Origin of the sequence: Streptomyces rapamycinicus NRRL 5491, assembly GCF_024298965.1 — a bacterium.
Lineage (GTDB): Bacteria > Actinomycetota > Actinomycetes > Streptomycetales > Streptomycetaceae > Streptomyces > Streptomyces rapamycinicus.
Genome location: NZ_CP085193.1, coordinates 9,432,109 through 9,451,537, shown reverse-complemented (window position 1 = coordinate 9,451,537; position 19,429 = coordinate 9,432,109). Strand labels below are relative to the sequence as shown.

The 19,429-nt window shown below is 69.3% G+C and carries 17 protein-coding genes and 7 pseudogenes; 16 read left to right on the top strand and 8 right to left on the bottom strand.

The window, feature by feature from the left end; genetic code table 11:
* Positions 1-152 precede the first annotated feature (152 nt).
* Positions 153-794, top strand: a complete 642-nt coding sequence (locus tag LIV37_RS39865; RefSeq protein ID WP_020872722.1) for a bifunctional 4-hydroxy-2-oxoglutarate aldolase/2-dehydro-3-deoxy-phosphogluconate aldolase — start codon at positions 153-155, stop codon at positions 792-794.
* The gene (locus LIV37_RS39860) at positions 781-1,404 is read left to right on the top strand and encodes a P-loop nucleotide/nucleoside kinase family protein (protein ID WP_020872721.1); all 624 of its coding nucleotides are present in this window, start codon (positions 781-783) and stop codon (positions 1,402-1,404) included. Before LIV37_RS39865 ends, LIV37_RS39860 begins: the two co-directional genes overlap by 14 nt.
* On the opposite strand, the gene LIV37_RS39855 is transcribed toward LIV37_RS39860, so the two are convergent.
* Positions 1,380-1,565: a helix-turn-helix domain-containing protein gene (locus LIV37_RS39855; protein WP_020872720.1), complete on the bottom strand. Its 186-nt coding sequence runs from the start codon at positions 1,563-1,565 to the stop codon at positions 1,380-1,382. The two genes, LIV37_RS39860 and LIV37_RS39855, sit on opposite strands and share 25 nt — an antisense overlap.
* 42 nt (positions 1,566-1,607) lie before the next feature.
* Between LIV37_RS39855 and LIV37_RS39850 the strand changes: the two are divergent.
* Positions 1,608-1,751, top strand: a pseudogene (locus tag LIV37_RS39850) (oxidoreductase); the annotation flags it as partial.
* A gap of 262 nt (positions 1,752-2,013) precedes the next feature.
* Here LIV37_RS39850 and LIV37_RS39845 read toward each other — a convergent pair.
* Positions 2,014-2,328: pseudogene (locus LIV37_RS39845) on the bottom strand (TetR/AcrR family transcriptional regulator); the annotation flags it as partial.
* Positions 2,329-2,424: 96 nt separating this feature from the next.
* Between LIV37_RS39845 and LIV37_RS39840 the strand changes: the two are divergent.
* The 5 genes and pseudogenes from LIV37_RS39840 to LIV37_RS39830 all read left to right on the top strand — a co-directional run bounded on the left by LIV37_RS39840 (position 2,425) and on the right by LIV37_RS39830 (position 4,448).
* The gene (locus LIV37_RS39840; RefSeq protein WP_121825001.1) at positions 2,425-3,504 is read left to right on the top strand and encodes an integrase core domain-containing protein; all 1,080 of its coding nucleotides are present in this window, start codon (positions 2,425-2,427) and stop codon (positions 3,502-3,504) included.
* A 27-nt stretch (positions 3,505-3,531) separates the two neighbouring features.
* Positions 3,532-3,777 (top strand): annotated as a pseudogene (locus LIV37_RS52210) (integrase core domain-containing protein); the annotation flags it as partial.
* Positions 3,767-3,931: a hypothetical protein gene (locus LIV37_RS39835; RefSeq protein WP_020872716.1), complete on the top strand. Its 165-nt coding sequence runs from the start codon at positions 3,767-3,769 to the stop codon at positions 3,929-3,931. The pseudogene LIV37_RS52210 and the gene LIV37_RS39835, both read left to right, overlap by 11 nt.
* A gap of 175 nt (positions 3,932-4,106) precedes the next feature.
* Positions 4,107-4,160, top strand: a pseudogene (locus tag LIV37_RS52730) (hypothetical protein); the annotation flags it as partial.
* 18 nt (positions 4,161-4,178) lie between these two features.
* Entirely contained in the window at positions 4,179-4,448 is a 270-nt protein-coding gene (locus LIV37_RS39830) for a LysR substrate-binding domain-containing protein (RefSeq protein WP_243146079.1), read from the top strand.
* Between the two features lie 6 nt (positions 4,449-4,454).
* On the opposite strand, the pseudogene LIV37_RS39825 reads toward LIV37_RS39830, so the two are convergent.
* Positions 4,455-4,590 (bottom strand): annotated as a pseudogene (locus tag LIV37_RS39825) (ISAzo13-like element transposase-related protein); the annotation flags it as partial.
* A 27-nt stretch (positions 4,591-4,617) separates the two neighbouring features.
* Positions 4,618-5,550 (bottom strand): LysR family transcriptional regulator, encoded by a 933-nt coding sequence (locus LIV37_RS39820; RefSeq protein ID WP_020872714.1) that lies wholly within the window; start codon positions 5,548-5,550, stop codon positions 4,618-4,620.
* A gap of 112 nt (positions 5,551-5,662) precedes the next feature.
* On the opposite strand from LIV37_RS39820, the gene kdgD reads away from it, so the two are divergent.
* The 7 genes from kdgD to LIV37_RS39785 all read left to right on the top strand — a co-directional run bounded on the left by kdgD (position 5,663) and on the right by LIV37_RS39785 (position 13,427).
* Positions 5,663-6,589 carry a 5-dehydro-4-deoxyglucarate dehydratase gene (kdgD, locus tag LIV37_RS39815; RefSeq protein ID WP_020872713.1) on the top strand — a complete coding sequence of 309 codons (927 nt, stop codon included), beginning with the start codon at positions 5,663-5,665 and terminating at the stop codon, positions 6,587-6,589.
* A gap of 34 nt (positions 6,590-6,623) precedes the next feature.
* Positions 6,624-8,246: an aldehyde dehydrogenase (NADP(+)) gene (locus LIV37_RS39810; RefSeq protein ID WP_020872712.1), complete on the top strand. Its 1,623-nt coding sequence runs from the start codon at positions 6,624-6,626 to the stop codon at positions 8,244-8,246.
* Between the two features lie 393 nt (positions 8,247-8,639).
* Entirely contained in the window at positions 8,640-9,413 is a 774-nt protein-coding gene (locus tag LIV37_RS39805) for an ABC transporter permease (protein ID WP_020872711.1), read from the top strand.
* Between the two features lie 21 nt (positions 9,414-9,434).
* Positions 9,435-10,460 carry an ABC transporter substrate-binding protein gene (locus LIV37_RS39800; RefSeq protein WP_020872710.1) on the top strand — a complete coding sequence of 342 codons (1,026 nt, stop codon included), beginning with the start codon at positions 9,435-9,437 and terminating at the stop codon, positions 10,458-10,460.
* Between the two features lie 19 nt (positions 10,461-10,479).
* Positions 10,480-11,259: an ABC transporter ATP-binding protein gene (locus LIV37_RS39795; RefSeq protein WP_020872709.1), complete on the top strand. Its 780-nt coding sequence runs from the start codon at positions 10,480-10,482 to the stop codon at positions 11,257-11,259.
* A gap of 42 nt (positions 11,260-11,301) precedes the next feature.
* Positions 11,302-12,951, top strand: a complete 1,650-nt coding sequence (locus LIV37_RS39790) for a M24 family metallopeptidase (RefSeq protein ID WP_020872708.1) — start codon at positions 11,302-11,304, stop codon at positions 12,949-12,951.
* Positions 12,948-13,427: a RidA family protein gene (locus LIV37_RS39785; RefSeq protein WP_020872707.1), complete on the top strand. Its 480-nt coding sequence runs from the start codon at positions 12,948-12,950 to the stop codon at positions 13,425-13,427. Before LIV37_RS39790 ends, LIV37_RS39785 begins: the two co-directional genes overlap by 4 nt.
* Before the next feature lie 149 nt (positions 13,428-13,576).
* Here the strand turns inward: LIV37_RS39785 and LIV37_RS39780 are convergent.
* Positions 13,577-14,669, bottom strand: a pseudogene (locus tag LIV37_RS39780) (integrase core domain-containing protein).
* A gap of 119 nt (positions 14,670-14,788) precedes the next feature.
* On the opposite strand from LIV37_RS39780, the pseudogene LIV37_RS52205 reads away from it, so the two are divergent.
* Positions 14,789-14,959 (top strand): annotated as a pseudogene (locus LIV37_RS52205) (integrase); the annotation flags it as partial.
* Between the two features lie 1,006 nt (positions 14,960-15,965).
* Here the strand turns inward: LIV37_RS52205 and LIV37_RS39775 are convergent.
* From LIV37_RS39775 to LIV37_RS39765, 3 genes are read right to left on the bottom strand one after another with little or no spacing between them, the layout of a single operon-like run.
* Positions 15,966-17,396 (bottom strand): aldehyde dehydrogenase family protein, encoded by a 1,431-nt coding sequence (locus tag LIV37_RS39775; RefSeq protein WP_020872705.1) that lies wholly within the window; start codon positions 17,394-17,396, stop codon positions 15,966-15,968.
* Positions 17,390-18,577 carry a mandelate racemase/muconate lactonizing enzyme family protein gene (locus LIV37_RS39770; RefSeq protein ID WP_020872704.1) on the bottom strand — a complete coding sequence of 396 codons (1,188 nt, stop codon included), beginning with the start codon at positions 18,575-18,577 and terminating at the stop codon, positions 17,390-17,392. The genes LIV37_RS39775 and LIV37_RS39770 overlap by 7 nt, the downstream gene beginning before the upstream one ends.
* Positions 18,574-19,395, bottom strand: coding sequence for a DeoR/GlpR family DNA-binding transcription regulator (locus LIV37_RS39765; protein ID WP_121823956.1), 822 nt, complete (start codon positions 19,393-19,395; stop codon positions 18,574-18,576). The genes LIV37_RS39770 and LIV37_RS39765 overlap by 4 nt, the downstream gene beginning before the upstream one ends.
* Positions 19,396-19,429: the final 34 nt, after the last annotated feature.

Genomic DNA, 19,429 nt, shown 5'->3' with positions numbered 1-19,429 from the left:
CTCCCAACTGTCGATACAGCGCAACTTCTACTGGTTGTGCTCTTCGAGACCAGCCATTGCAATCGATTGCTGCGATCGATTGCAATACGGAAACAGAGCTGCTTAGCTCTGTCAACACCCCCCGACCATCCGATTTCCTTGAGGTGACCCCCATGCGCAAGCTGCGCACCTTGAATGCCATCTGTGACACGGGGACGGTGCTGATCGTGCGCCTGCCCACCGCCGAGGCGTCCTACGAAGTGGCCTGCGAGGCCATCGCAGGAGGGATACGCGCGGTCGAGGTCACGCTCACCACGCCGGGCGCGCTGGACGTGATCCGCCGGCTGAGCGAGGAGTATCCCGAGGCCGAGATCGGCGCCGGCAGCGTCCTCGACGCGACATCGGCGTACGCGAGCATTCAGGCCGGGGCACGCTTCCTGGTCAGCCCCCAGGTCGACCTCGGCATGCTGGAGACCGCCGGCCGCTACCAGGCCGTCAGCATCTGCGGTGCCGCGACGCCCACGGAGATCGTCCAGGCCGCCACGGCGGGCGCCGACCTCGTCAAGCTGTTCCCCTCGTCGGTCCTCAACCGCGACTACGCCCGTGCGGTGCTCGAACCGCTCGGACACATCCCCCTGGTCCCGGCCGGTGGTGTGTCCCCGGACAACGTGTCGGAGTGGTTCGACGCCGGAGTCGCGGCAGTCGGTGTCGGAAGCTTCATCACCAAGGCGGCGCGGCGCGACGACGGAGGACCGCACCCTGTCCGCGCGGCGGCCGGGACCTTCCTGGAGGCGGTAGCCGATGCCCGCGCCTGACCCGGCGTCCCCCGCGCCCGGGACACCACCGGCCTTCGTCGCGATCGGCCCCGCGGGCTCGGGAAAGTCCCATGTCGCTCGGGAGCTCGCACGCCGACTGCGGGCGGCCTACCTCGACAAGGACTCCCTGGCCGGCGACCTCGTGGACGCCTCGCTCGAACTGGTTGGCCGGCGCGCGGGAGGCCGTGAGGACGACCCGACCTACGTCGAGCGGTTGATGCCGGCCGAGTACAAAGCACTGTTCGCCACAGCGGCGGACAACCTGCGGCTCGGCCTGCCCGTCGTCCTGGACGCGCCCTTCGCGGCATACCTCGCCGACCCCGACTTCTTGACCACCTCCGCCGACCGGGCCTCCTGGCCCACGGGGACACCCGTCGTCGTGGTAGAGGTACGGACCTCCGAGGAGACCGTTCGTACCCGACTGGCCCAACGAGGCCTGCCACGGGACCGGGCCAAACTGGCCGACTGGCCCACGTTCTGGCGACAACTGGGGACGCAGAACTGTGCCTGGTCCGGCGCTCGGCACATCGTCGTGGACAACGACGGGGAACCGGACCTCGATGATGTCGTGGCGCTCGCGCGCAGTCAGCAGCTCTCGACGTTTTCGTAAGGCTCCACGCGGCCGACACGCTCCCTGAGGACGAGGGCGAGCAGTCCGGGGAACCGCCGGTCCAGCTCTTCCTTGCACAGCGTGTTGATGCGGCGGGTGCCGACGTCGTGCTGCCGGATGAGGCCGGCCTCGCGCAGGACGCGGAAGTGGCGGGTGAGCACGGAGGCGGCGACATCGGTTCCACCGGCGTTCCCGGCGACCTGATGACCGAGTACTACCAGCAGCGGGCGAGCGCCGGACTGATCATCAGCGAGTGCACCGACCCCGACCACGGGTCACAGCGATGGGCCGGTGCGCCGGGCGTCGCCACCGACGAGCAGGCGGCCGGCTGGCAAGAGGCGACCGAGGCGGTGCACGCCGAGGGCGGATACATCTTCCTGCAGATCATGCACGGCGGCCGCCGCATCCTGGCCCCCAGCGCGATCGCCATCGACGGCAAGACGTTCACGGCGAAGGGCGAGCAGCCCTTCGTGGGCCACACCTCGCCGAGGCCGCCCGACCGGCCGCCGCCGACGAGATCGCGCGCGACATCCGACGGCAGGTCGCGGTCCCGCTGCCGCACTTCACCACTGAGGCGGCCCCGGCAACCCTCGGCGGCGGCACCGCTGGTCAGTCGGTCTCTGTCAGGGCCTCATGCGCGGCGGCCAGGATCCGTTCGGAGAGTTCGGAGCCCTTGGTGGCGCGGGCCAGGACGAGCGCGCCGAACAGGGTGCTCAGGCGGGCGAGGCCGTCCTGGTCGTCATCGCCGAGGAACTCGGCGAAGTCGGCCACCCCCTCGGCATAGACGCGGCGGGCCTCCTGATCGTCGGGAGTGCGGGCGATGTCGGTGGCGAGCGCGGCGATCGGGCAACCGCCTGCCGCGTTGTCGCGGTGCTCGACGGAGAGATAGATGTCGATCAGCGTGCGCTGGGCGGCGTCGCGCTTGTGGGTGCCGGGAATTATGTCACCCGGGCTGACCTGCTGGTTCGGATCTGCCAGACCTCAGCAGGCCGCGAGCCGTTCTGAAACAGCATGCCGGTCGTGGTGATACAGCTGATCTACCTGCTCGCCTGCCAGACTTTCCGATGGCTTGCCCCGCTCGCCCGCTCGGATGCCTCGAAGGACACAGAGATTTTGATGCTCCGGCATCAACTCGCCATCGCACGACGCGCCCAGCCACGGCCGCGCTTCTCCTGGAGCGACAGGGCCGTCATGGCGGCACTGCTCCGGATCGTCAGCAAACAGCGGCGTACCCAGGTGGCCTTGCTGGTCTCTCCGCGATCGGTCCTGCGCTGGCACGCACGGCTCATCGCCTGGAAATGGGCCTACCCCTCCCGTCGGCCGGGCCGACCACCGAAACCAGAAGCCCTGCGACAACTGGTCGCGCGTCTGGCGCGGGAGAACCCGGGATGGGGATACCGCCGCATCCACGGTGAGCTCCTCGGCCTTGGACGTGACGTCGCGGCCTCCACCATCTGGTCCATTCTGAAGCAAGCAAGGATCGACCCGTCGCCGCGGCGTGTGGACTGCTCCTGGGCCGCTTTCCTCAAAGCCCAGGCCTCCGCGATCGTAGCCACCGATCTGTGCCACATCGATACGGTGTTCCTGCAGCGCTGGATCGTGCCGTTCTTCATCGACCACGGCACCCGGCAGGTGCACATCGCCGGCATCACCCGACACCCGACCGGCCCCTGGATCACCCAGCAAGCGCGCAACTACCTCATGGACCTCGGCGACCATGCCAAGTCGATCAAGTTCCTCATCCGGGACCGCGGCGCCTACTTCACCGACAACTTCGACGCCGTCTTCCACGCAATCGGCGTGCACGTCCTTCCCACACTGCCCCGGGTACCGCGGATGAACGCCATCGCGGAACGCTGGATCGGATCACGCCGACGCGAGGCGACCGACCGCATCCTGATCACGGGAGAGCGCCACCTACGCCTCGTCGTCAGCGAGTACACAGACCACTACAACCAACACCGGCCACACCGAACCCTCGGACAACGGGCGCCGGACCGACTCACCGAACCCGAACCACCCACCGCCACCGACAACACTCGCGTCCTTCGACGCGATCGACTCGGCGGCCTCATCCACGAATACACCCAGGTCGCATAGGGTGACACCGTTTCCGGCACCCACAGGGTGCAGACCTGCAGACACGAACTCCTGGACCGGACCTTGATCTGGAACCAGCGCCACCTCCTCCACGCCCTACGGGAGTTCGAGGAGTTCTACAACTCCCATCGACCGCACCAGGGCATCGCGAACGCCCGACCGCTACACCCACTCCCCACACCAATCGACGATCCGGAGAAGCTCAGCCACCTCGACATACCACGCCACGACCGCCTTCGCGGCATCCTCCACGAATACAGACATGCCGCGTGACCTGCACGGACGAGGTATTCGGCAAGCGCAGGGCGAGGACCCGAGTGCCGTCTTCGACGGGGCCATCGCGGGCCGGGCCCGCTTCGTGTACCTGGACGGCCTGGCGCATGGGCCGGTCGTCGAGCTGATCGAGCGGGCCGGCCGGCGCGGCTGACCGCCCGGGGTCACCCCGGGGCCGCAATGCCCCCGGCGCACGTACGAGCGGTCGTACGCCTCCTCCGTCGATGACAGTTTGGGCCAGTTGCTCACCGGACAGGCCTTATCAGTAACCGTGGCGACGCTATGCGTCTCGCATAAACGGTCGTTTATGAGACCGCCTCACGCGGCAGATCCGCACCTTGGAGGAAGAGCTCGGCGTCCCCCTCTTCCAGCGCACGCGACAGGGCGTGAAGCCTCGCCTGATGACCTGCTACTCCGGCCATCTCCAGCAGTGGCTCGACGACGGCGACCTGGACCTGAACCTGCTGTACAGCCTGGACGGCACCCCGTCTCTCAACGCCCGCCCCCTGGTGAGCGAGCGCCTGTGGGCGATGGCCCCCGCGGCCACCGGGCTGCACGCCGACCGCCCAGTGGCCTTCGCGGAGGTGTGGCGCTGGACGGCCTGTCCCGGCTTGAGGAGGAGAATGCAGGATGCACGGCGACCCGCAGGGCCCGTAGCTGGTCGCGGCTGATGGCGACGCCGGTCGGGTAGGAGCCGTGGTCGAGTGCAGCCTCGATGCGCAGCCCGTTGCGGGTTGTGCTCGCGGTGATCCTGTTGAGTACGACCTCGTGGCTGGTCACGGGGCGCCCGCGCCAGTTCATGGTGATGTGCGTCGATGTAGACCTCCAGGATCGTGCCTCTCATAGCCGAGGTGTTCGGTCATCTCCGCGTCCAGACTGCCAGTGACCGGCGAGGTCGGTCACCAGGTTCCGGACGGCGTGCAGGGCTGGGTTGTCGTTGTTTGTGTGCCAGGCGGCGACGAGTTCGACCGGTTCGTTCTCGATTCCGGTGACCGGGCGCAGTATGACGCCGTCGAGTCTGAGTGCTTCGGCTGTGCGGGGTACCAGTGCGAGTCCGAGTCCGGCTCGTACCAGAGCCAGGATCGTGTGTACCTGGCTGACGTGGTGTACGTACCAGGGTGTGATTCCGGCGCTGCGGAAGACGCCGGCCAGTACCTCGTAGAAGTAGCGGGCCTCGGCTGGTGAGTACATGACGAACGGTTCCCCGTCGAGGTCGCGTACGTGCGGGACCCGGTCCGGTGCGGCCAGCGGGTGGGCGGCCGGGATCGCGGCCAGCAGGGTCTCCCGGTGCAGGGGGCGATGTTCGAGTCCGGTGCCGGGGACCGGGGGGCGGACCAGCCCCAGGTCCAGTTCCCCGGAGCGCAGCTCCTCCATCTGTGTTCCGGACACTCGTTCGCGTAGGACCAAGTCGACGCCGGGCAGCCGGGTGTGGATGCCGCCGACGATGGCTTCGAGTACCGAATGCGCCGAGGACGCGGTGAAACCCAGGGCCACGGTCCCGATCTCGCCTGCGGGCACCCGGCGCAGTGACAGCGCCGCCTGCTCGGACAGCCCGAGAATGCGCCGGGCGTCGCCGAGGAACGCCCGTCCGGCCGCGGTGAGCCGGACGGACCGTCCGATCCGGTCGAACAGCTCGACGTCCAGTTCGCGCTCCAGCAGCTGGATCCGCCGGGACAGCGGGGGCTGGGTCATCGACAGCCGTTCCGCCGCGCGGCCGTAGTGCAGTGTCTCGGCGACGGCGACGAAGCTCTCCAGCTGGCTCAGCGTAAACATCGATCCAGTATAGGTATCAGTCGATCTAAAAGAAGTGTTGGACCTGCATCGTTTTTAGTTCTTATGGTTCCTCGCAATCGCTGTCCTGTATGTACTCCGGGAGGAAACGCTGATGCCCGCCTTTACCCCGACCGAGCTTGCCGAGCGCCTCGGCTCCGGGCTGCTGTCGTTTCCCGTCACCCACTTCACCCGCGACCTGGCGTTCGACGAGACCGCCTACCGGGAGAACATCGTCCGTATGGGCCGGTACGAGATCGCCGGTCTGTTCGCCGCCGGCGGGACGGGGGAGTTCTTCTCCCTGACCCCGCAGGAAGTCGGCACCGTGGTCCGGGCCGCTGTCGGCAGCGCGCCCGAGGGCACTCCGATCCTCGCCCCGGCCGGACACGGCACCGCGCAGGCGGTCGAGATGGCCCGTGATGCCGAGGCGGCCGGCGCCGACGGTGTGCTGCTGTTCCCGCCCTACCTCACCGAGGCCTCCGCGGACGGCCTCGCCGCTCATGTGCGCGCGGTCTGCGAATCCACGTCGCTGGGCGTGGTGATCTACAGCCGTGCGAACGCCGTGTACACACCGGCCACCGTGGCCGCGCTTGCCGACGCCTGCCCGAATCTGATCGGGTTCAAGGACGGTGTCGGTGACCTGGAGGAGATCACGCGGATCCACTCGCGTCTCGGCGACCGCCTGGTCTGCATCGGCGGGCTGCCGACGGCGGAGACGTTCGCGCTGCCGTACTTGGAGTTGGGTGTCACGACCTACAGTTCGGCGATCTTCAACTTCCTGCCCGAGTTCGCCCTGACGTTCTACCGCGCGGTACGGGCCGGGGACCGGACGAAGGTGCGCCGGCTGCTCGACGACATCGTGCTGCCCTACACCGCGATCCGTGACCGCAAGGCGGGCTACGCGGTGAGCATCGTCAAGGCCGGCATGGATCTGGCCGGACATCCGGCCGGTCCGGTGCGGCCGCCGCTGACCGGTCTGGATGACCTCGAGCGCGAACTGCTGGCCGGTGTCATCGAGGCGTCGCGCACCGCCGTCGCCTGACGCCACCGATCTGATGAAGTGCAAGGAGACACCCGTGTCCGTTCTCTTCCCGTCCGGCCCTGTCGGCGCCATGGTCATCGGAGGCGAATCCGTCGTCGGCACCGGTGAGGAAATCCGCTCCGCCGATCCCCGTACCGGCGCGGCCCTCGACCCCGGCTACCCCGCGGCGTCGGCCGGGCACCTCGAGCGGGCCTGTGCGCTGGCGGAGCAGGCGTTCCCGGTGTTCCGGGCGACCACCGCCGAGCAGCGTGCCGGCTTCCTCGAGCGCATCGCCGACCTGCTCGAGGAGCGCCGGGACCTGCTGGTCGAGCGCGCGCACACCGAGACCGCGCTGCCTGCCGCGCGGCTCACCGGCGAAGTCGGCCGCACCAGCGGCCAGCTGCGCCTGTTCGCCGCGGAGCTGCGGGCCGGGACCTGGCAGGGGGCCCGCATCGATCCGGCGCAGCCGAGCCGCGGACCGCTTCCGCGCGCCGATATCCGGCAGCGCCGCATCCCGCTCGGCCCGGTCGCGGTGTTCGGCGCGAGCAACTTCCCCCTGGCCTTCTCCACCGCCGGGGGCGACACTGCATCGGCGCTGGCCGCCGGGTGCCCGGTGGTCGTCAAGGCGCATCAGGCGCATCTGGGCACCGCGGAACTGGTGGCGCGGACGATCGCCGCGGCAGCGGCTGACACGGGCATGCCCCAGGGAGTGTTCTCCCAGCTCGTCGGCAACGGGACCGAAGTAGGCGCCCGGCTCGTCGGGGACCGGAGGATCCGTGCCGTGGGATTCACCGGGTCCCGCAAAGGCGGGCTGGCGATCGCGGCCACGGCGGCGGCCCGGCCGGTACCGATCCCGGTGTACGCAGAGATGAGCAGCATCAATCCCGTGCTGCTGCTCCCCGCGGCGCTCGCATCCCGCGGCGCCGAGCTCGGTGCCGCGTTCGCCGGATCGCTGACGCTCGGCGCCGGGCAGTTCTGCACCAACCCCGGTCTGGTGCTCGCCGTCGAGGGACCGGGCCTTGCGGCGTTCATATCGGCCGCGGCCGACGCCGTCGCCGCCGACGCCGGAGCCACCATGCTCACCATGGACATCGCCGGCCACTACGCTGCCGCCGGTGACGCCCTTGCGGCCCGGGACGGCGTCGATGAGCTGGCACGCGGCGGCCGGCCCGGCAGTTCGGCGTGCGGCCGCGCAAGGCTGCTGACCGTCGACGGCGCCCGGTTCGCCGCCGACCCACGGCTGCAGGCCGAGGTCTTCGGCGCCACGTCGCTGCTCGTCCGCTGCGCGGACACCTCCGAGCTGACCGCAGCGGTGGAAACGCTGGAAGGCCAGCTCACCGCGACCGTGCACGCCGACGAGGCCGATCATTCACTCGCCGCGGAGCTGCTGCCGCTCCTGGAGGAGCGGGCGGGCCGTATCCTGTTCGACGGATGGCCCACCGGCGTCGAGGTCGGACACGCGATGGTGCACGGTGGCCCGTTCCCGGCCACCACAGATCCCCGCAGTACTTCCGTCGGAACGCTCGCGATCGAGCGATTTCTGCGGCCCGTAGCCTATCAGGACGTGCCGACCGCGCTGCTGCCTGCTGAGGTTCGTGACGAAAACCCGCTTGGTGTGTGGCGCCGGCTCGACGGTGAACCCAGTCGAGACGCGCTCGCCGTCGACAGCGCCGACTGACCAGTCGGCTCCGCGGGGCGCGGCAGGATCCTTCTCCGGCTCCTCCCCGCCCCCGGGCCGGCCATCCACCCGGCCGGGGCCGGCCTCGCCGGCCATGCCCGCGACTGCCCAGTGGCACCCCTTCCCATGTTGTGAGGACGCACATGACACTGCGATGGCTCTCGCCGTCCCCCTCGCCGCGCCGGACCCCGGCCGCGTCGCCCCTCCCCGCCACAGACTCCTGTCGGCGTCCATGCCCCCAGCCGACCGCCGCGGCCCCGTCCGCGCACCGCGCGCCCTGTGACGGGAGGTTCCACCATGGCCTCTCCTGAAGTCAGCGAAATCGGTGAGGCCGGCTCGGACGGCCCACGCCCCACGCCGCCCGGGGCAGCGCCCGGCGGACCGGCGGCACCCATGCAGAAACGATTCAGCCGTGACTCGATCGCGGCCGGCGCGAAGGCCGCCGCGGGGATCGTCGGGCTCTTCGCCGTGTGGCAGCTGCTGGTCAGCATCTTCACCCCGCCGGAATACCTGGCCGTCGGCCCCGTCTCGGCCATCACCGAGCTGATCGACCGGCCCGGATACTTCGCGAACAACACCTTCGTCACGCTGCAGGAGGCGCTCGCCGGGTTCGCGCTCGGCACCGCACTCGGGGTCCTGTGCGGCGCGGCGCTGCATTATTCGCCGACCGTGCGCAGTTTCCTCTACCCCGCGCTCATCGCGATCGACACCATCCCCAAGGTGGCACTCGCACCGCTGTTCATCGTGTGGTTCGGGTTCGGCTTCGAGTCGAAGGCGTTCGTCGCGATGGCCATCGCCTTCTTCCCCCTGGTGATCAACACCTACGACGGCCTGAGCTCGGTCCCCCACGAGCTGCAGGAACTCGCCCGCATCAACAAGGCGTCGCAGTGGAAGAAGATGACGAAGATCGACTTCATCTACGCGGTCCCGTCGATCTTCTCCGGAGCGAAGATCTCCATCTCACTCGCTGTGGGCGGGGCGGTCGTCGGTGAGTTCATCGCCGGCTCCAAGGGGCTTGGATACGTCATCCTCCTCGCCAACAGCCAGGTCGACCTCCCGTCGATGTTCGCGGCCTTCATCGTGCTCGCCGCCATCGCCCTGGCACTGTTCTTCATCGTCGACTTCGCGGGACGGAAGCTGGCCCCGTGGAAGAACCACGCAAAGTGACCGCGGGGATTCGGAGAGCCAATGCGTAACTCGATCCGCCGGACCGCCGCGATCACCGGAGCGGTGCTCCTCACGACCCTGTCGGGCTGCGCGGGCAACAGCGGGAAGAACTCGATGACCCTCATGCTCGACGTGGCGTACCTGCCCAAGCACGCCCCGTTCATCTCCGCTGTCAAGCGGGGCTTCTTCAAAGCGGAAGGCATCGACCTCACGGTCATGCCGGGGTCCGGATCGACCAACACGGTCACCTCCGTCGTCACTGGCAAGGTCGACGCCGGCTGGGCGGACTTCGGCGCCACGGTCACCGCCCAGGGCAGGGGCGCCAAAGTCAAGCAGGTCAACCTCCTCCAGGCCAGATCCGCCTACGCGGTCGTCGGCCTCGCGGGCACCGGCATCAACAAGTGGTCCGATCTCCGTGGCAAGACCGTCGCCACCGAGGGCGGCGGCGCGATGGCCGCCATGTGGCCGTTCGCGATGCACAAGCTGGGGCTCAAGCAGGGCGATGTCAACGTCGTCTCCGCCGCGAGCGCATCGAAGATCCCCGGACTGCTGGCCGGCCAGTGGGACGCCAACCTCGCCCTGTACGTCTCCGACCAGCCGGCCATCGACGCACTCGGCCGGAAGGCCGTTGTGCTGAAGTGGTCCGACCTGGGCATCGACCTCTACGGCAACGGCATCGTCGTCTCCGACGAGAAACTCAAAAACGATCCCGACCAGGTGCGCCGCTTCAACCGGGCCATGCAGAAGGGCTTCCTGTGGGCCTGCCAGCACCCGACCGACGCCGCGAAGGACTTCCAGAAGGAAGTCTCGGGCTACCAGACCGACACCATCACCCTCGCCATCCGCGCGCAGTGCGGTCTCAACTGGAGCACCGGCAAGTCGGCGAACCAGTACGGCGCCATGGACGACGCCGGAGCCCGGAAAACCATCGACGTCGCCCGCAAATTCCTCGGCCTGAACCCGAAAAGCAACCTCACCCCCCAGGACGTGTACAGCAACTCCTACCTCACGCCGCTGCACCCCAACCAGACCATCCAGGCGCCGTGACGGCCGGACGGAGAGTCACATGAACAACGAGTACGCCATCTCGGTCCACAACGTGGGAAAGACCTACCGAACCCGGCGCGGCCAAAGCAACACGGTGCTCAAGGGGCTGGACTTCCACGTAAAGCCGGGCCAGTTCGTCTCGATCGTCGGACAGTCGGGCAGCGGGAAGACCACCCTGCTCAAGACGATCTCCGGCCTCCAGGAGCCCACCGAGGGCGAAATCCTGGTCAAGGGGCGGCCGATCCGCGACGGGATCGAGGACATCGCGATGGTGTTCCAGAGCCCCGTCCTCCTGCCCTGGCGCAACAACATCGACAACGTGCTCCTGCCCCTGGAATTCCGCGGCACCCGCACCGACGCCTCACGCCGCTACGCCCAGGAACTGCTCGAGATGGTGGGGCTGGGCAACAAGGCCAAGCACTACTCCTACGAGCTCAGCGGCGGGATGCAGCAACGGGTGGCCATCTGCCGCGCGCTGGTCTCCCGCCCCGAACTGCTGCTCATGGACGAGCCCTTCGGCGCGCTCGACGCCATGACCCGCGACTCGATGAACTTCGAGATCCAGCGCATCTGGCAGACCACGGGGTGCAGCGTCCTGTTCGTGACCCACAGCATCTCCGAGGCGGTCTGGCTCGGCGACCGGGTGGTCGTCGTCGGTGACCGCCCCGGCCGGATCGTCGCCGACATCGCGATCGACTTCCCCCGGCCCCGGGGCAAAGAACACCGGTTCTCCGCGGCCTTCTCCGACTACACAACGGAAATCGAATCCCACATCGGAGTCGTGACCGGAATCAGCTGACCGTCGCCCGCCCGGGCCCGACACCAACATCATGGAGTACCCATGCTGAGCCTCACCGCAGACCCCTCGCAGGTCGAAGCGACCTACGGACTCAACGCACGCAAGAGCCTGCTGTTCTCCGCGATCCGCCTCGACTCCTACCCGCTCGTCGCGCCACTGATCGCACGGACCGGCAACCACCAGTACCTGCTCGTGCGCCAGCAGGAGCAGGGCAACGCCCTCTCCGCCGGCGTCCCGAAGGAGCAGATCCGGTTCTACGCCCCCTGGGTCACCATCGACCCCCGGATCGTCGCCGACACTCCCGCCTCGGCCTCCCTGACGAGCCTGGTGCAGGAACTCGCCGACGGCGCCGCCGTGAGCCTCGCCGCCGACGTCGTCTACAGCCACTACCGCGCGCTATCCGGCTCCGTCGAACTCGTCGTCGCCGACCAGGACCCCACCCCCGTCACCGCCTACGAGCTCGGCCTCAAGGAGGTCTTGACGAGGTTCGCGGCGTGGCGCGAGACGGGCGTCCGCACCGCGCGGCGGCTCATCGAGAACGTCGAACACCTCTCCGGCCTGGCGGAGGAGTTCACCGCCGACGAGGACAGCCGGTTCTCGGCGCTGAAAACGCTCGCCGGGGACCGCTCTCTCGACGCGCTGCTCCTCGCCGCGCCCCCCAACTTCACCGAGGCGACCGGGTTCGCGCAGCCGGATGGCGCGGTCGGCCTGTGGCTGGCCGGTTCGGACAAGCTGATCGTGCTGGCGCCCGAGGGAACCTCCGGGGTCTCCGGGGCGGCAGTCGGCCAGTTCCCGTCCATCGGCGCCGCCGTCCGGACTCTGGCCGGCGGCGTACGGACCGGGGTCGAGGACGAGTGGATCAGCGTCGGCCTGGCCCGCGAGCTCGAGCGCGAGGGAGCGGAACTGGTTCCGGTCTCGGCGGACCTCGGCCACTGGCGGGACATCCGCGACCACGAGGACCTCGCCTTCCAGGTCGTCGCCGCCCGGGCGAGCGTGTTCGCCATCGAGGAGGCGCTGGCCTGGGCGGAGGAGGGCCTCGCCGCCGGCCGCTCGTTCACCGAACTCGACATCAACGCGGTGTACCTCAAGAAGATCGCCGAGTTCCGCACGGTGAACGAAATCCCCTTCGGCATCGAGCCCTACTTCACCAACCTCCACTCGTCGAACCGGATGCTCTTCCCCGGCCCACCGGTCGACTACCCGATCAACGACGAGACGACGTGCATCCAGCTCGACGCCGGAGTGCGCATCGTGTTCGACGGGGTCAACGTCGCCACCTCCGACATGGCCCGCTCGCTGCCCCGCACCGCGGCCGCGAAGGAGGCGTACAGCTTCTTCTTCGACGTGGTGCGTGAGGGCATCATCGGGCAGCTCAAGCCCGGTGTCGTGTGCGAGGACGTGCATGAGGGGACCTTGCGCTACCTGGCGCCGCACCTGGACCGGATGGTCCAGATCGGAATGCTCGGGACGGACGTCGACTTCAACACCGAATACCGCAAGCGCAACGTCGGCCACCTCATGGGCAAGCAGGAATCCTTCGCCAACGAACTCCGCCCCGGCTACAAGCACACCCTCCAGGTAGGTTCGTACGGCGCCGCCGAGATCCCCTGGCGCTACGAGAACGCGGCGATCGGCACCGAGGACCTCTGGTACATCGGACACGACCGCACCTACATCCTGAGCAAGCGATGACGGCCGAACCCAACATGACTGACGTGCAGGAACGCCTCAACGCGCTGTCCATCGAACTTCCGGTGCTCGGCGCACCCCGCTACGCGTACGAGGCGACCACCCGATGGGGCGATCTGCTCTACGTGTCCGGCCAGATCTCACGGACCGCCTCGGGCAAGACTCTGCGGGGCTGCCTGGGAGACAACGCCACCCTGGCCGACGGAGTGACCGCCGCCAGAACCGCCGCGCTCAACCTCCTTGCGCGCATAAACGACGCAGTCGGCCTCGACCATGTGCAGCAGATACTGAAGCTCAACGCCTGGGCCGCGAGTTCACCGGCCTTCGTGGACCAGCCGTCGGTGATCGACGGGGCTTCACAGCTGTTGCTCGACGTCCTGGGCGACGCGGGCCGTCACGCCCGAACCGCCTTGCCGGCCCACGTGCTGCCCCAGGGTGCGCTGGTGGAACTCGACGCCACGATCGCCATCCGCAGCTGACGGCCTCACGCGCGGCCGACGGCAGCGCTCCGGAACCTCCACCGTTGACCATGATCTGGGCGGTGGGGGCCCCGGGCCGCGCAGCAACCATCCGCAGCCGGTGGACCACCGGGCCGACACTGCGGGTGCCGATAAATCATCCGCGCAGCTCAGGCGGCGTGCTGGTACTGGTGGAGCACTCCGCCGAGCCGGTCTCGTCTGTGGACTTCCAGGTGGGTGAGCTGGGCTTGTTGGGTGATGGGTGTGGGTAGCGGGCGGCAGGGGGCGGCTTGCTTCAGAGCCCTGTGCGGGCGGTGCTCGTTGTAGAAGGATTCGTACTCGCGCAGGGCGTGGAGAAGGTGGCTCTGGCTCCAGATCAGGGTCCGGTCAAGGAGTTCGGTGCGGCAGGTCTGTATCCAGCGCTCCATGAGCGAGTTCATCCGTGGTATCCGAATGCCGGTGGTGACGACCTTCATGCCGGCATCGGTCATCAGGGCGTCGAAGGCGGCTGTGAACTTGGAATCACGGTCGCGGATCAGGAACTTCGCCTTGCTGCCCGCGTCCTCGAGGTCCATGAGGAGATTGCGTCCGAGCTGCACGATCCAGTCCGCGGTGGGGCGTGGGGTGGCGCCGAGGATCCGGATGCGACGGGTGGCGTGCTCGATGACAGCAAAGACGTACAGGCGCGCCCCCGTCAGCGTGCAGACTTCGAACAGATCGCAGGCGAGAAGAGCCTCGGCCTGGCCGCGGAGGAAGTCCGCCCAGGTGGTGCTCTGCCGTTCGGGTGCGGGTGGGATGCCGTTCTCGCGGAGGATCTCCCAGACCGTGGAAGCGGCGACCTTGATCCCCAGCGCCGCGAGTTCGCCGTGGATCCGGCGATACCCCCACGAGGCATTCTCCCTGGCCAGGCGCAGGACCAGGGCGCGGATCGACCGGAAGGTGCGTGGCCGTCCACTTCGCCTGGGTACGCAGGTCACGGCATGGCGCCGCCGTAGCAGCTCGCGATGCCAGCGCAACACCGTCTCGGGGCGGACCAGCAGCAGAAGGTGCCGCAGTCTGTCTTTGGAGAGGTGGTGGAGCAGGCCGGCCAGGACGGCACGGTCGCTGTCGGTGAAGCTCGGCTTGCCGACCTGACGCTGCAGGACCAGCAGCTGATGCCGGAGTACCAGGATCTCGATGTCCTTCTCTTTGTCACTCATCGGCAGGAGGCGTAGGCACGCCAGGGCGTTTGGTCGCGGCGAGGTAGGCCAGGCGCAGGAGCACGACAGATCATGATGCCGCCGGGGCCCCGCGCGGGTGAAGCGCTTGGGGCGAATGACAAGGAGAGCCGAAGATCCGTGATCAGGCTCCCGACCTGCGTGGATGTTTTATCGGCACCCGCAGAGTTCGAGGAGTTCTACAACTCCCATCGACCGCACCAGGGCATCGCGAACGCCCGACCGCTACACCCACTCCCCACACCAATCGACGATCCGGAGAAGCTCAGCCACCTCGACATACGACGCCACGACCGCCTTCGCGGCATCCTCCACGAGTACAAACCTGTCGCGTGACCTGCACGGACGAGGTATTCGGCAAGCGCCGGTCTCCCTCGACCACTGCCCCAGCGTTTGCACTCGTCGGCGCCATCCCTTTCACTCGCTTGGCACACTATTTACGCCGACAAGGCCCCGCACGGCCGTTTCGTTACGGCGCTCCAGAGCCGGATACGGCGCTCACGCCCTGGGAGTGCCCCATCTGCCGGCAAACGCCAAGGGGCTTTACCGCTCCTTGATGCAGGCCGCCTACGGCGACCAGGATGCCCGCGTGCCCACCGCCTGCGGAAACCGACCCGGAGAGATCACCGGCGGCCGCCCGTTCCCCTGTCGCATGGGGAGCGCGGCTCCGTGCTCCCACCCCGAAAGGGGGTCGGGAGCCGACAAGGGGCCTTATGCCTCTCGATGCACAGAGCATCCGAAATCAATGGGGTGACGCCAGGGGCCTACGGTTGACGACGGCACACAGAGGCGCGGTACGGCGCCGTAGGTCTACCGGATCGGGTGACGGACGAATCGGGCACCGTTGACACGTCTGCGAGTTGGGAGCACGAGCGCTCCCAGAGGGCTCCCCATTGCTCCCAGCCCGGAAACGGTTAAGGCCGCCTCCGCTACCCGCGGAAACGGCCTTCGACCTGCGAAAACGCTGGTCGGGACGACAGGATTTGAACCTGCGACCCCTTGACCCCCAGCCGCGCGGCAATTCTCCTCTTATATTCCACTTTCAGACTCTCGCAGATCTGCCACCCCGTCAAGCTCCACACGACGCCGTACACGGAAGCGGTCAAGTGGCACATGGAGCAGCTTCGACGCGGCGCATCGCGGTCCACCGAACAATGCAACTACCCAGGTTTCGAAACCTATGAGACCGCTACCAGCCCTCAGGAACACCCGACACCTGACCAGCGCGGATGTAATATTCGGCACCCGCAGGGCCGGCCAAGGGCCTCGGCCCGCGCATGACCCGCGATCGGCGCGCGAACCCCGGACCTCGCAGCCGCTGCCCGGCCGGCCCGTTCCCCGGCTACTCGCTCAGGGTCTGCTCCGTGGTGAACTCCAGCAAGCCGGTGACGCCGCCCTCCCGGCCGAGGCCGCTCGCGCCGAAGCCGCCGAAGGGCACCCGGGGGTTGTTCGGCGCTCCGTTGTTGATACCGACGATGCCGATGCGCAGCCGGGACGCGAGGTCGCGAGCGCGGTCGGCCGGGGCGCACACGTAGCCGCCCAGGCCGTAGCCCCAGCCGTTGATCTCGTCGACCACCCGGTCCTCGTCCTCGAACGGGCGCACCGCCACGACCGGGCCGAAGATCTCGCCAGTCCACAGACCGAGGTCCTCGTGGCATTCGACGACCGCGGGCCGTACGAAGGTGCCCTCGTCCGGGACCGGCGCGCCGTACCTGACCGCGGCGCCGGACCGTTCGGCGTCCTCGACCAGGCCGTTGAGGCGTTCCTGTTCGGTCCTGCTGATGACCGGTCCGAGGTCCACCGACTCGTCGGCGGGGTCGCCCACGCGCAGCTTCTCGATGCCTTCTGTGAGCAGGCGGAGCACGGTGTCGTACTGGCTGCGGTGGACGTAGACGTTGTTGGCGGCGATGCAGGAGGCACCGTTGTTGCGGAACTTCGCCACCATCAGTGCCTCGACGGCTGCCTCGGGGTCGGCGTCCTCGGTGATGAGGAACGGGCCGCGGCCGCCGAGTTCCAGGACCGTGGGGAGGAAGCGGTCGGCGGCCTGGCGTGCCACGATCCCGCCGACCCTGGTCGATCCGGTGAAGGTGAGCGCCGCGACGCGGGGGTCGGAGACCAGCGCACCGGTCAGTCCGATTCCGTCACCGGCCACCAGGGTCAGCGCGCCCTCCGGCAGATGGCGCAGGCAGATCTCGGTGAGCCGCAGGGCGGAGGCCGGGGCGAGCTCGCTGGATTTGAGCACCACGGTGCAGCCGGCGGCCAGGGCGGCCGCGACCTTCCGGGCGGGGATGGAGAGCGGGAAGTTCCAGGGGGTGACCGCGGCAACCACGCCCAGCGGCACCCGGCGCACCGTGAAGCGGCGGCCCGGCAGGCCCACCGGGTCCTCGGCGCTGCCGTCCGCGTGCGGGGCGGCCTCCGCGAACCAGTCGAAGAAGGCGGCCGAGAAGCCGATCTCGGCGCGGGACTCCGCCAGTCGCTTGCCGGTCTCCCTGGTGACGAGCAGCGCGAGGGAGCCCTCACCGGTCTCCTCGGCGGCGACGCGCAGCTCGTCGGCTATCGCACGCAGCGCCTCCGCGCGCCGGGCGGTGGGGGTCGCGGCCCAGCCGGGCCCGGCGGCGTGGGCGGCGGTCACGGCACGGGTGGCCGCAGTGGCGCGGACGCCGGCGACCTCGGCGACGGTGGCGCCGGTGGCGGGGTCGGTGACGATGAGCGGGACATCACCGTGTTCGTGGGTGGGCAGCAGCGCCCCGGGGAGAACGTCCGTGGTCAACATGGCAGGGGCTCCGTCTCTGTGCTGGGCGTGCGGTAATCGGTGAAGCGGTCGACGGCCTCGGGGTCGTAGCGGAGTCCGAGGCCGGGGGCGGTGGGGACGGTAAGGGTGCCGTCAGCGGTGAGAGCGGGACCGGCGGCGATGTCGGTGCGCAACGGGTTGGGCCGCAGGTCGAGTTCGACCAGGCCGGGCCGGGGCGCGGCGGCGACCAGGTGGACGCTCGAGGCCAGGCAGGGGGCGGCACCGTAGCAGTGCGGGCTGAGCCGGGCGCTGCCGGGGAGCCGGCCTGCGGCGTCGCTCATGCTGACGCCCATGGTCTTGGCGGGGTCGGGCTGGAGGTGCGCGAAGCCGGGCAGCGCGGCGTACGCGGCGCAGGCCTCCGCTCCGTAGACGTTCTCGCCGCCCGCCAGCCGGATGCCGGTGCGCCGGGCGAGTTCGGCGAGTTCCTCAGGGCGGTCTTCGGCGAGCGGCTCCTCGAACCACTCGATGCCGTACGCGCCGAGGAGTGCGCACATGCGTTCCGCGGTCGGCACGTCCCAGGCCTGGTTGGCGTCTGCGAACACAGGGAGGTCCGGCCCGGCCACGGCCCGCACCGCTCGTACGGTGGCCAGGTCGGTCTCCTCTGTGAAGCCGACCTTGATCTTCACCGCGCCGAGACCCCGCTCCAGGGCCCGCTCGGTCAGCAGCTCCACGTCGGTCGGGCCGACGCCGCTGCCGTAGGCCGGCACCACGGCAGGCAACGGGCCGCGGTGCCCGGCACGTTCGGCGAGCAGGGTGGCGAGGGGCGCCCGGCGGGCCTTCCCGAGCAGGTCCCAGGCGGCCATGTCGATGCCGCTGAGCGCCTGCCAGAGCGGGCCGGGGGCGCCCCACTGCCGGGCCACGCCGTGCAGGCGCGCGGCGAGGGCCGCCATCAGCGCGGGCGGGTCCGCGGCGTCGGCGCCCAGTACATGGGGCCGGATCCCGTCGAGGGTGGCCAGACGTTCGCGCCAGCCCCACTCGGGGTAGTTGACCCAGCTCTCTCCGGTGCCGTACAGGTCGCCGGAGCGGAGGGTCACCAGCACCGTGCGGCGCGCGGTGAGCGCGGAGAACGACATGGGGACGCGCTCGCGCAGCGGGGCAGCCAGCACCCGGACGGTGATCTCGTCGACGGGCAGGGTCAGCGGCGCGGCCCCGGGCCCGGTCATACGCGGGCTCCGGCCGGTGCGGCGACACTGAGGGCGGTGCCGTTGGACTCCAGAGCCCGCCGGATCGCGGCGGGCGGCTCGGTGTCGGTCACCACCGTGTGGAACCTGTCGAGGCGTTCCAGCAGTACCGGGGCCGAGCTGTGGAACTTGCCGGCGTCGACGAGGAGCACGACATGGTCGGCTATGTCCATCAGAGCCTGTTTGGTGGGCCGTTCCAGATCGTAGGCGCCGTAGCAGCCGCGCTCGTCGACGGCCGCCGCGCCGAGGAAACACCAGCGGACCCGGAGCCGGGCCGCGGCCTCGACGGTGGCGGGTCCGACGAAGGCCCGGCTCGGCGGGTAGAGATCGCCGCCAAGGCCCACGCACCGGCTCTCCGGCCGGTCCAGCAGGGCCTGCATCACCGGCACGGAGTGCGTGACGACGCTGCCGGCGAAGGCCAGGGGCAGGGCGTCGACCAGGGCGTGGGTGGTGGTGCCGGCGTCCACGGCGATGGTGTCACCGGGACCTATCAGGGCGGCGGCGGCCTGTCCGATGAGCGTCTTGGGGCCGAGGTTCTCGTGCTCCCGGGTGCCGTAGTCCTCACCGGGCGGCAGGCTCACGCCGCCGTGGACGACCCGTACGTCCCCGGCCTCGTCGAGCCGCCGTACGTCACGGCGGACCGTCATCTCCGATACGGCCAGTTCTCCGGCCAGGTCCGCGATGGAGCAGAACCCCGTGCTGCGGACCCGTTGCAGGATGGCCCGGCGGCGGGCCGGGGCGGCCTCGAACCGCATGGCGCCTGAGGTCACCGCGTCGCTCCCTTCTGCTGTGTGCTGCATGTTGGAAAACTACCATCCGTCGGCGCGACGCCGA

Excerpts from the sequence above, each read along its gene's own strand:
- LIV37_RS39865 (WP_020872722.1), top strand. The coding sequence starts at position 153 with ATGCGCAAGCTGCGCACCTTGAATGCCATCTGTGACACGGGGACGGTG.
- LIV37_RS39860 (WP_020872721.1), top strand. The coding sequence starts at position 781 with ATGCCCGCGCCTGACCCGGCGTCCCCCGCGCCCGGGACACCACCGGCC.
- LIV37_RS39835 (WP_020872716.1), top strand. The coding sequence starts at position 3,767 with ATGCCGCGTGACCTGCACGGACGAGGTATTCGGCAAGCGCAGGGCGAG.
- LIV37_RS39830 (WP_243146079.1), top strand. The coding sequence starts at position 4,179 with ATGACCTGCTACTCCGGCCATCTCCAGCAGTGGCTCGACGACGGCGAC.
- LIV37_RS39820 (WP_020872714.1), bottom strand. The coding sequence starts at position 5,550 with ATGTTTACGCTGAGCCAGCTGGAGAGCTTCGTCGCCGTCGCCGAGACA.
- kdgD (WP_020872713.1), top strand. The coding sequence starts at position 5,663 with ATGCCCGCCTTTACCCCGACCGAGCTTGCCGAGCGCCTCGGCTCCGGG.
- LIV37_RS39805 (WP_020872711.1), top strand. The coding sequence starts at position 8,640 with ATGCAGAAACGATTCAGCCGTGACTCGATCGCGGCCGGCGCGAAGGCC.
- LIV37_RS39800 (WP_020872710.1), top strand. The coding sequence starts at position 9,435 with ATGCGTAACTCGATCCGCCGGACCGCCGCGATCACCGGAGCGGTGCTC.
- LIV37_RS39795 (WP_020872709.1), top strand. The coding sequence starts at position 10,480 with ATGAACAACGAGTACGCCATCTCGGTCCACAACGTGGGAAAGACCTAC.
- LIV37_RS39790 (WP_020872708.1), top strand. The coding sequence starts at position 11,302 with ATGCTGAGCCTCACCGCAGACCCCTCGCAGGTCGAAGCGACCTACGGA.
- LIV37_RS39785 (WP_020872707.1), top strand. The coding sequence starts at position 12,948 with ATGACGGCCGAACCCAACATGACTGACGTGCAGGAACGCCTCAACGCG.
- LIV37_RS39775 (WP_020872705.1), bottom strand. The coding sequence starts at position 17,396 with ATGTTGACCACGGACGTTCTCCCCGGGGCGCTGCTGCCCACCCACGAA.
- LIV37_RS39770 (WP_020872704.1), bottom strand. The coding sequence starts at position 18,577 with ATGACCGGGCCCGGGGCCGCGCCGCTGACCCTGCCCGTCGACGAGATC.
- LIV37_RS39765 (WP_121823956.1), bottom strand. The coding sequence starts at position 19,395 with ATGCAGCACACAGCAGAAGGGAGCGACGCGGTGACCTCAGGCGCCATG.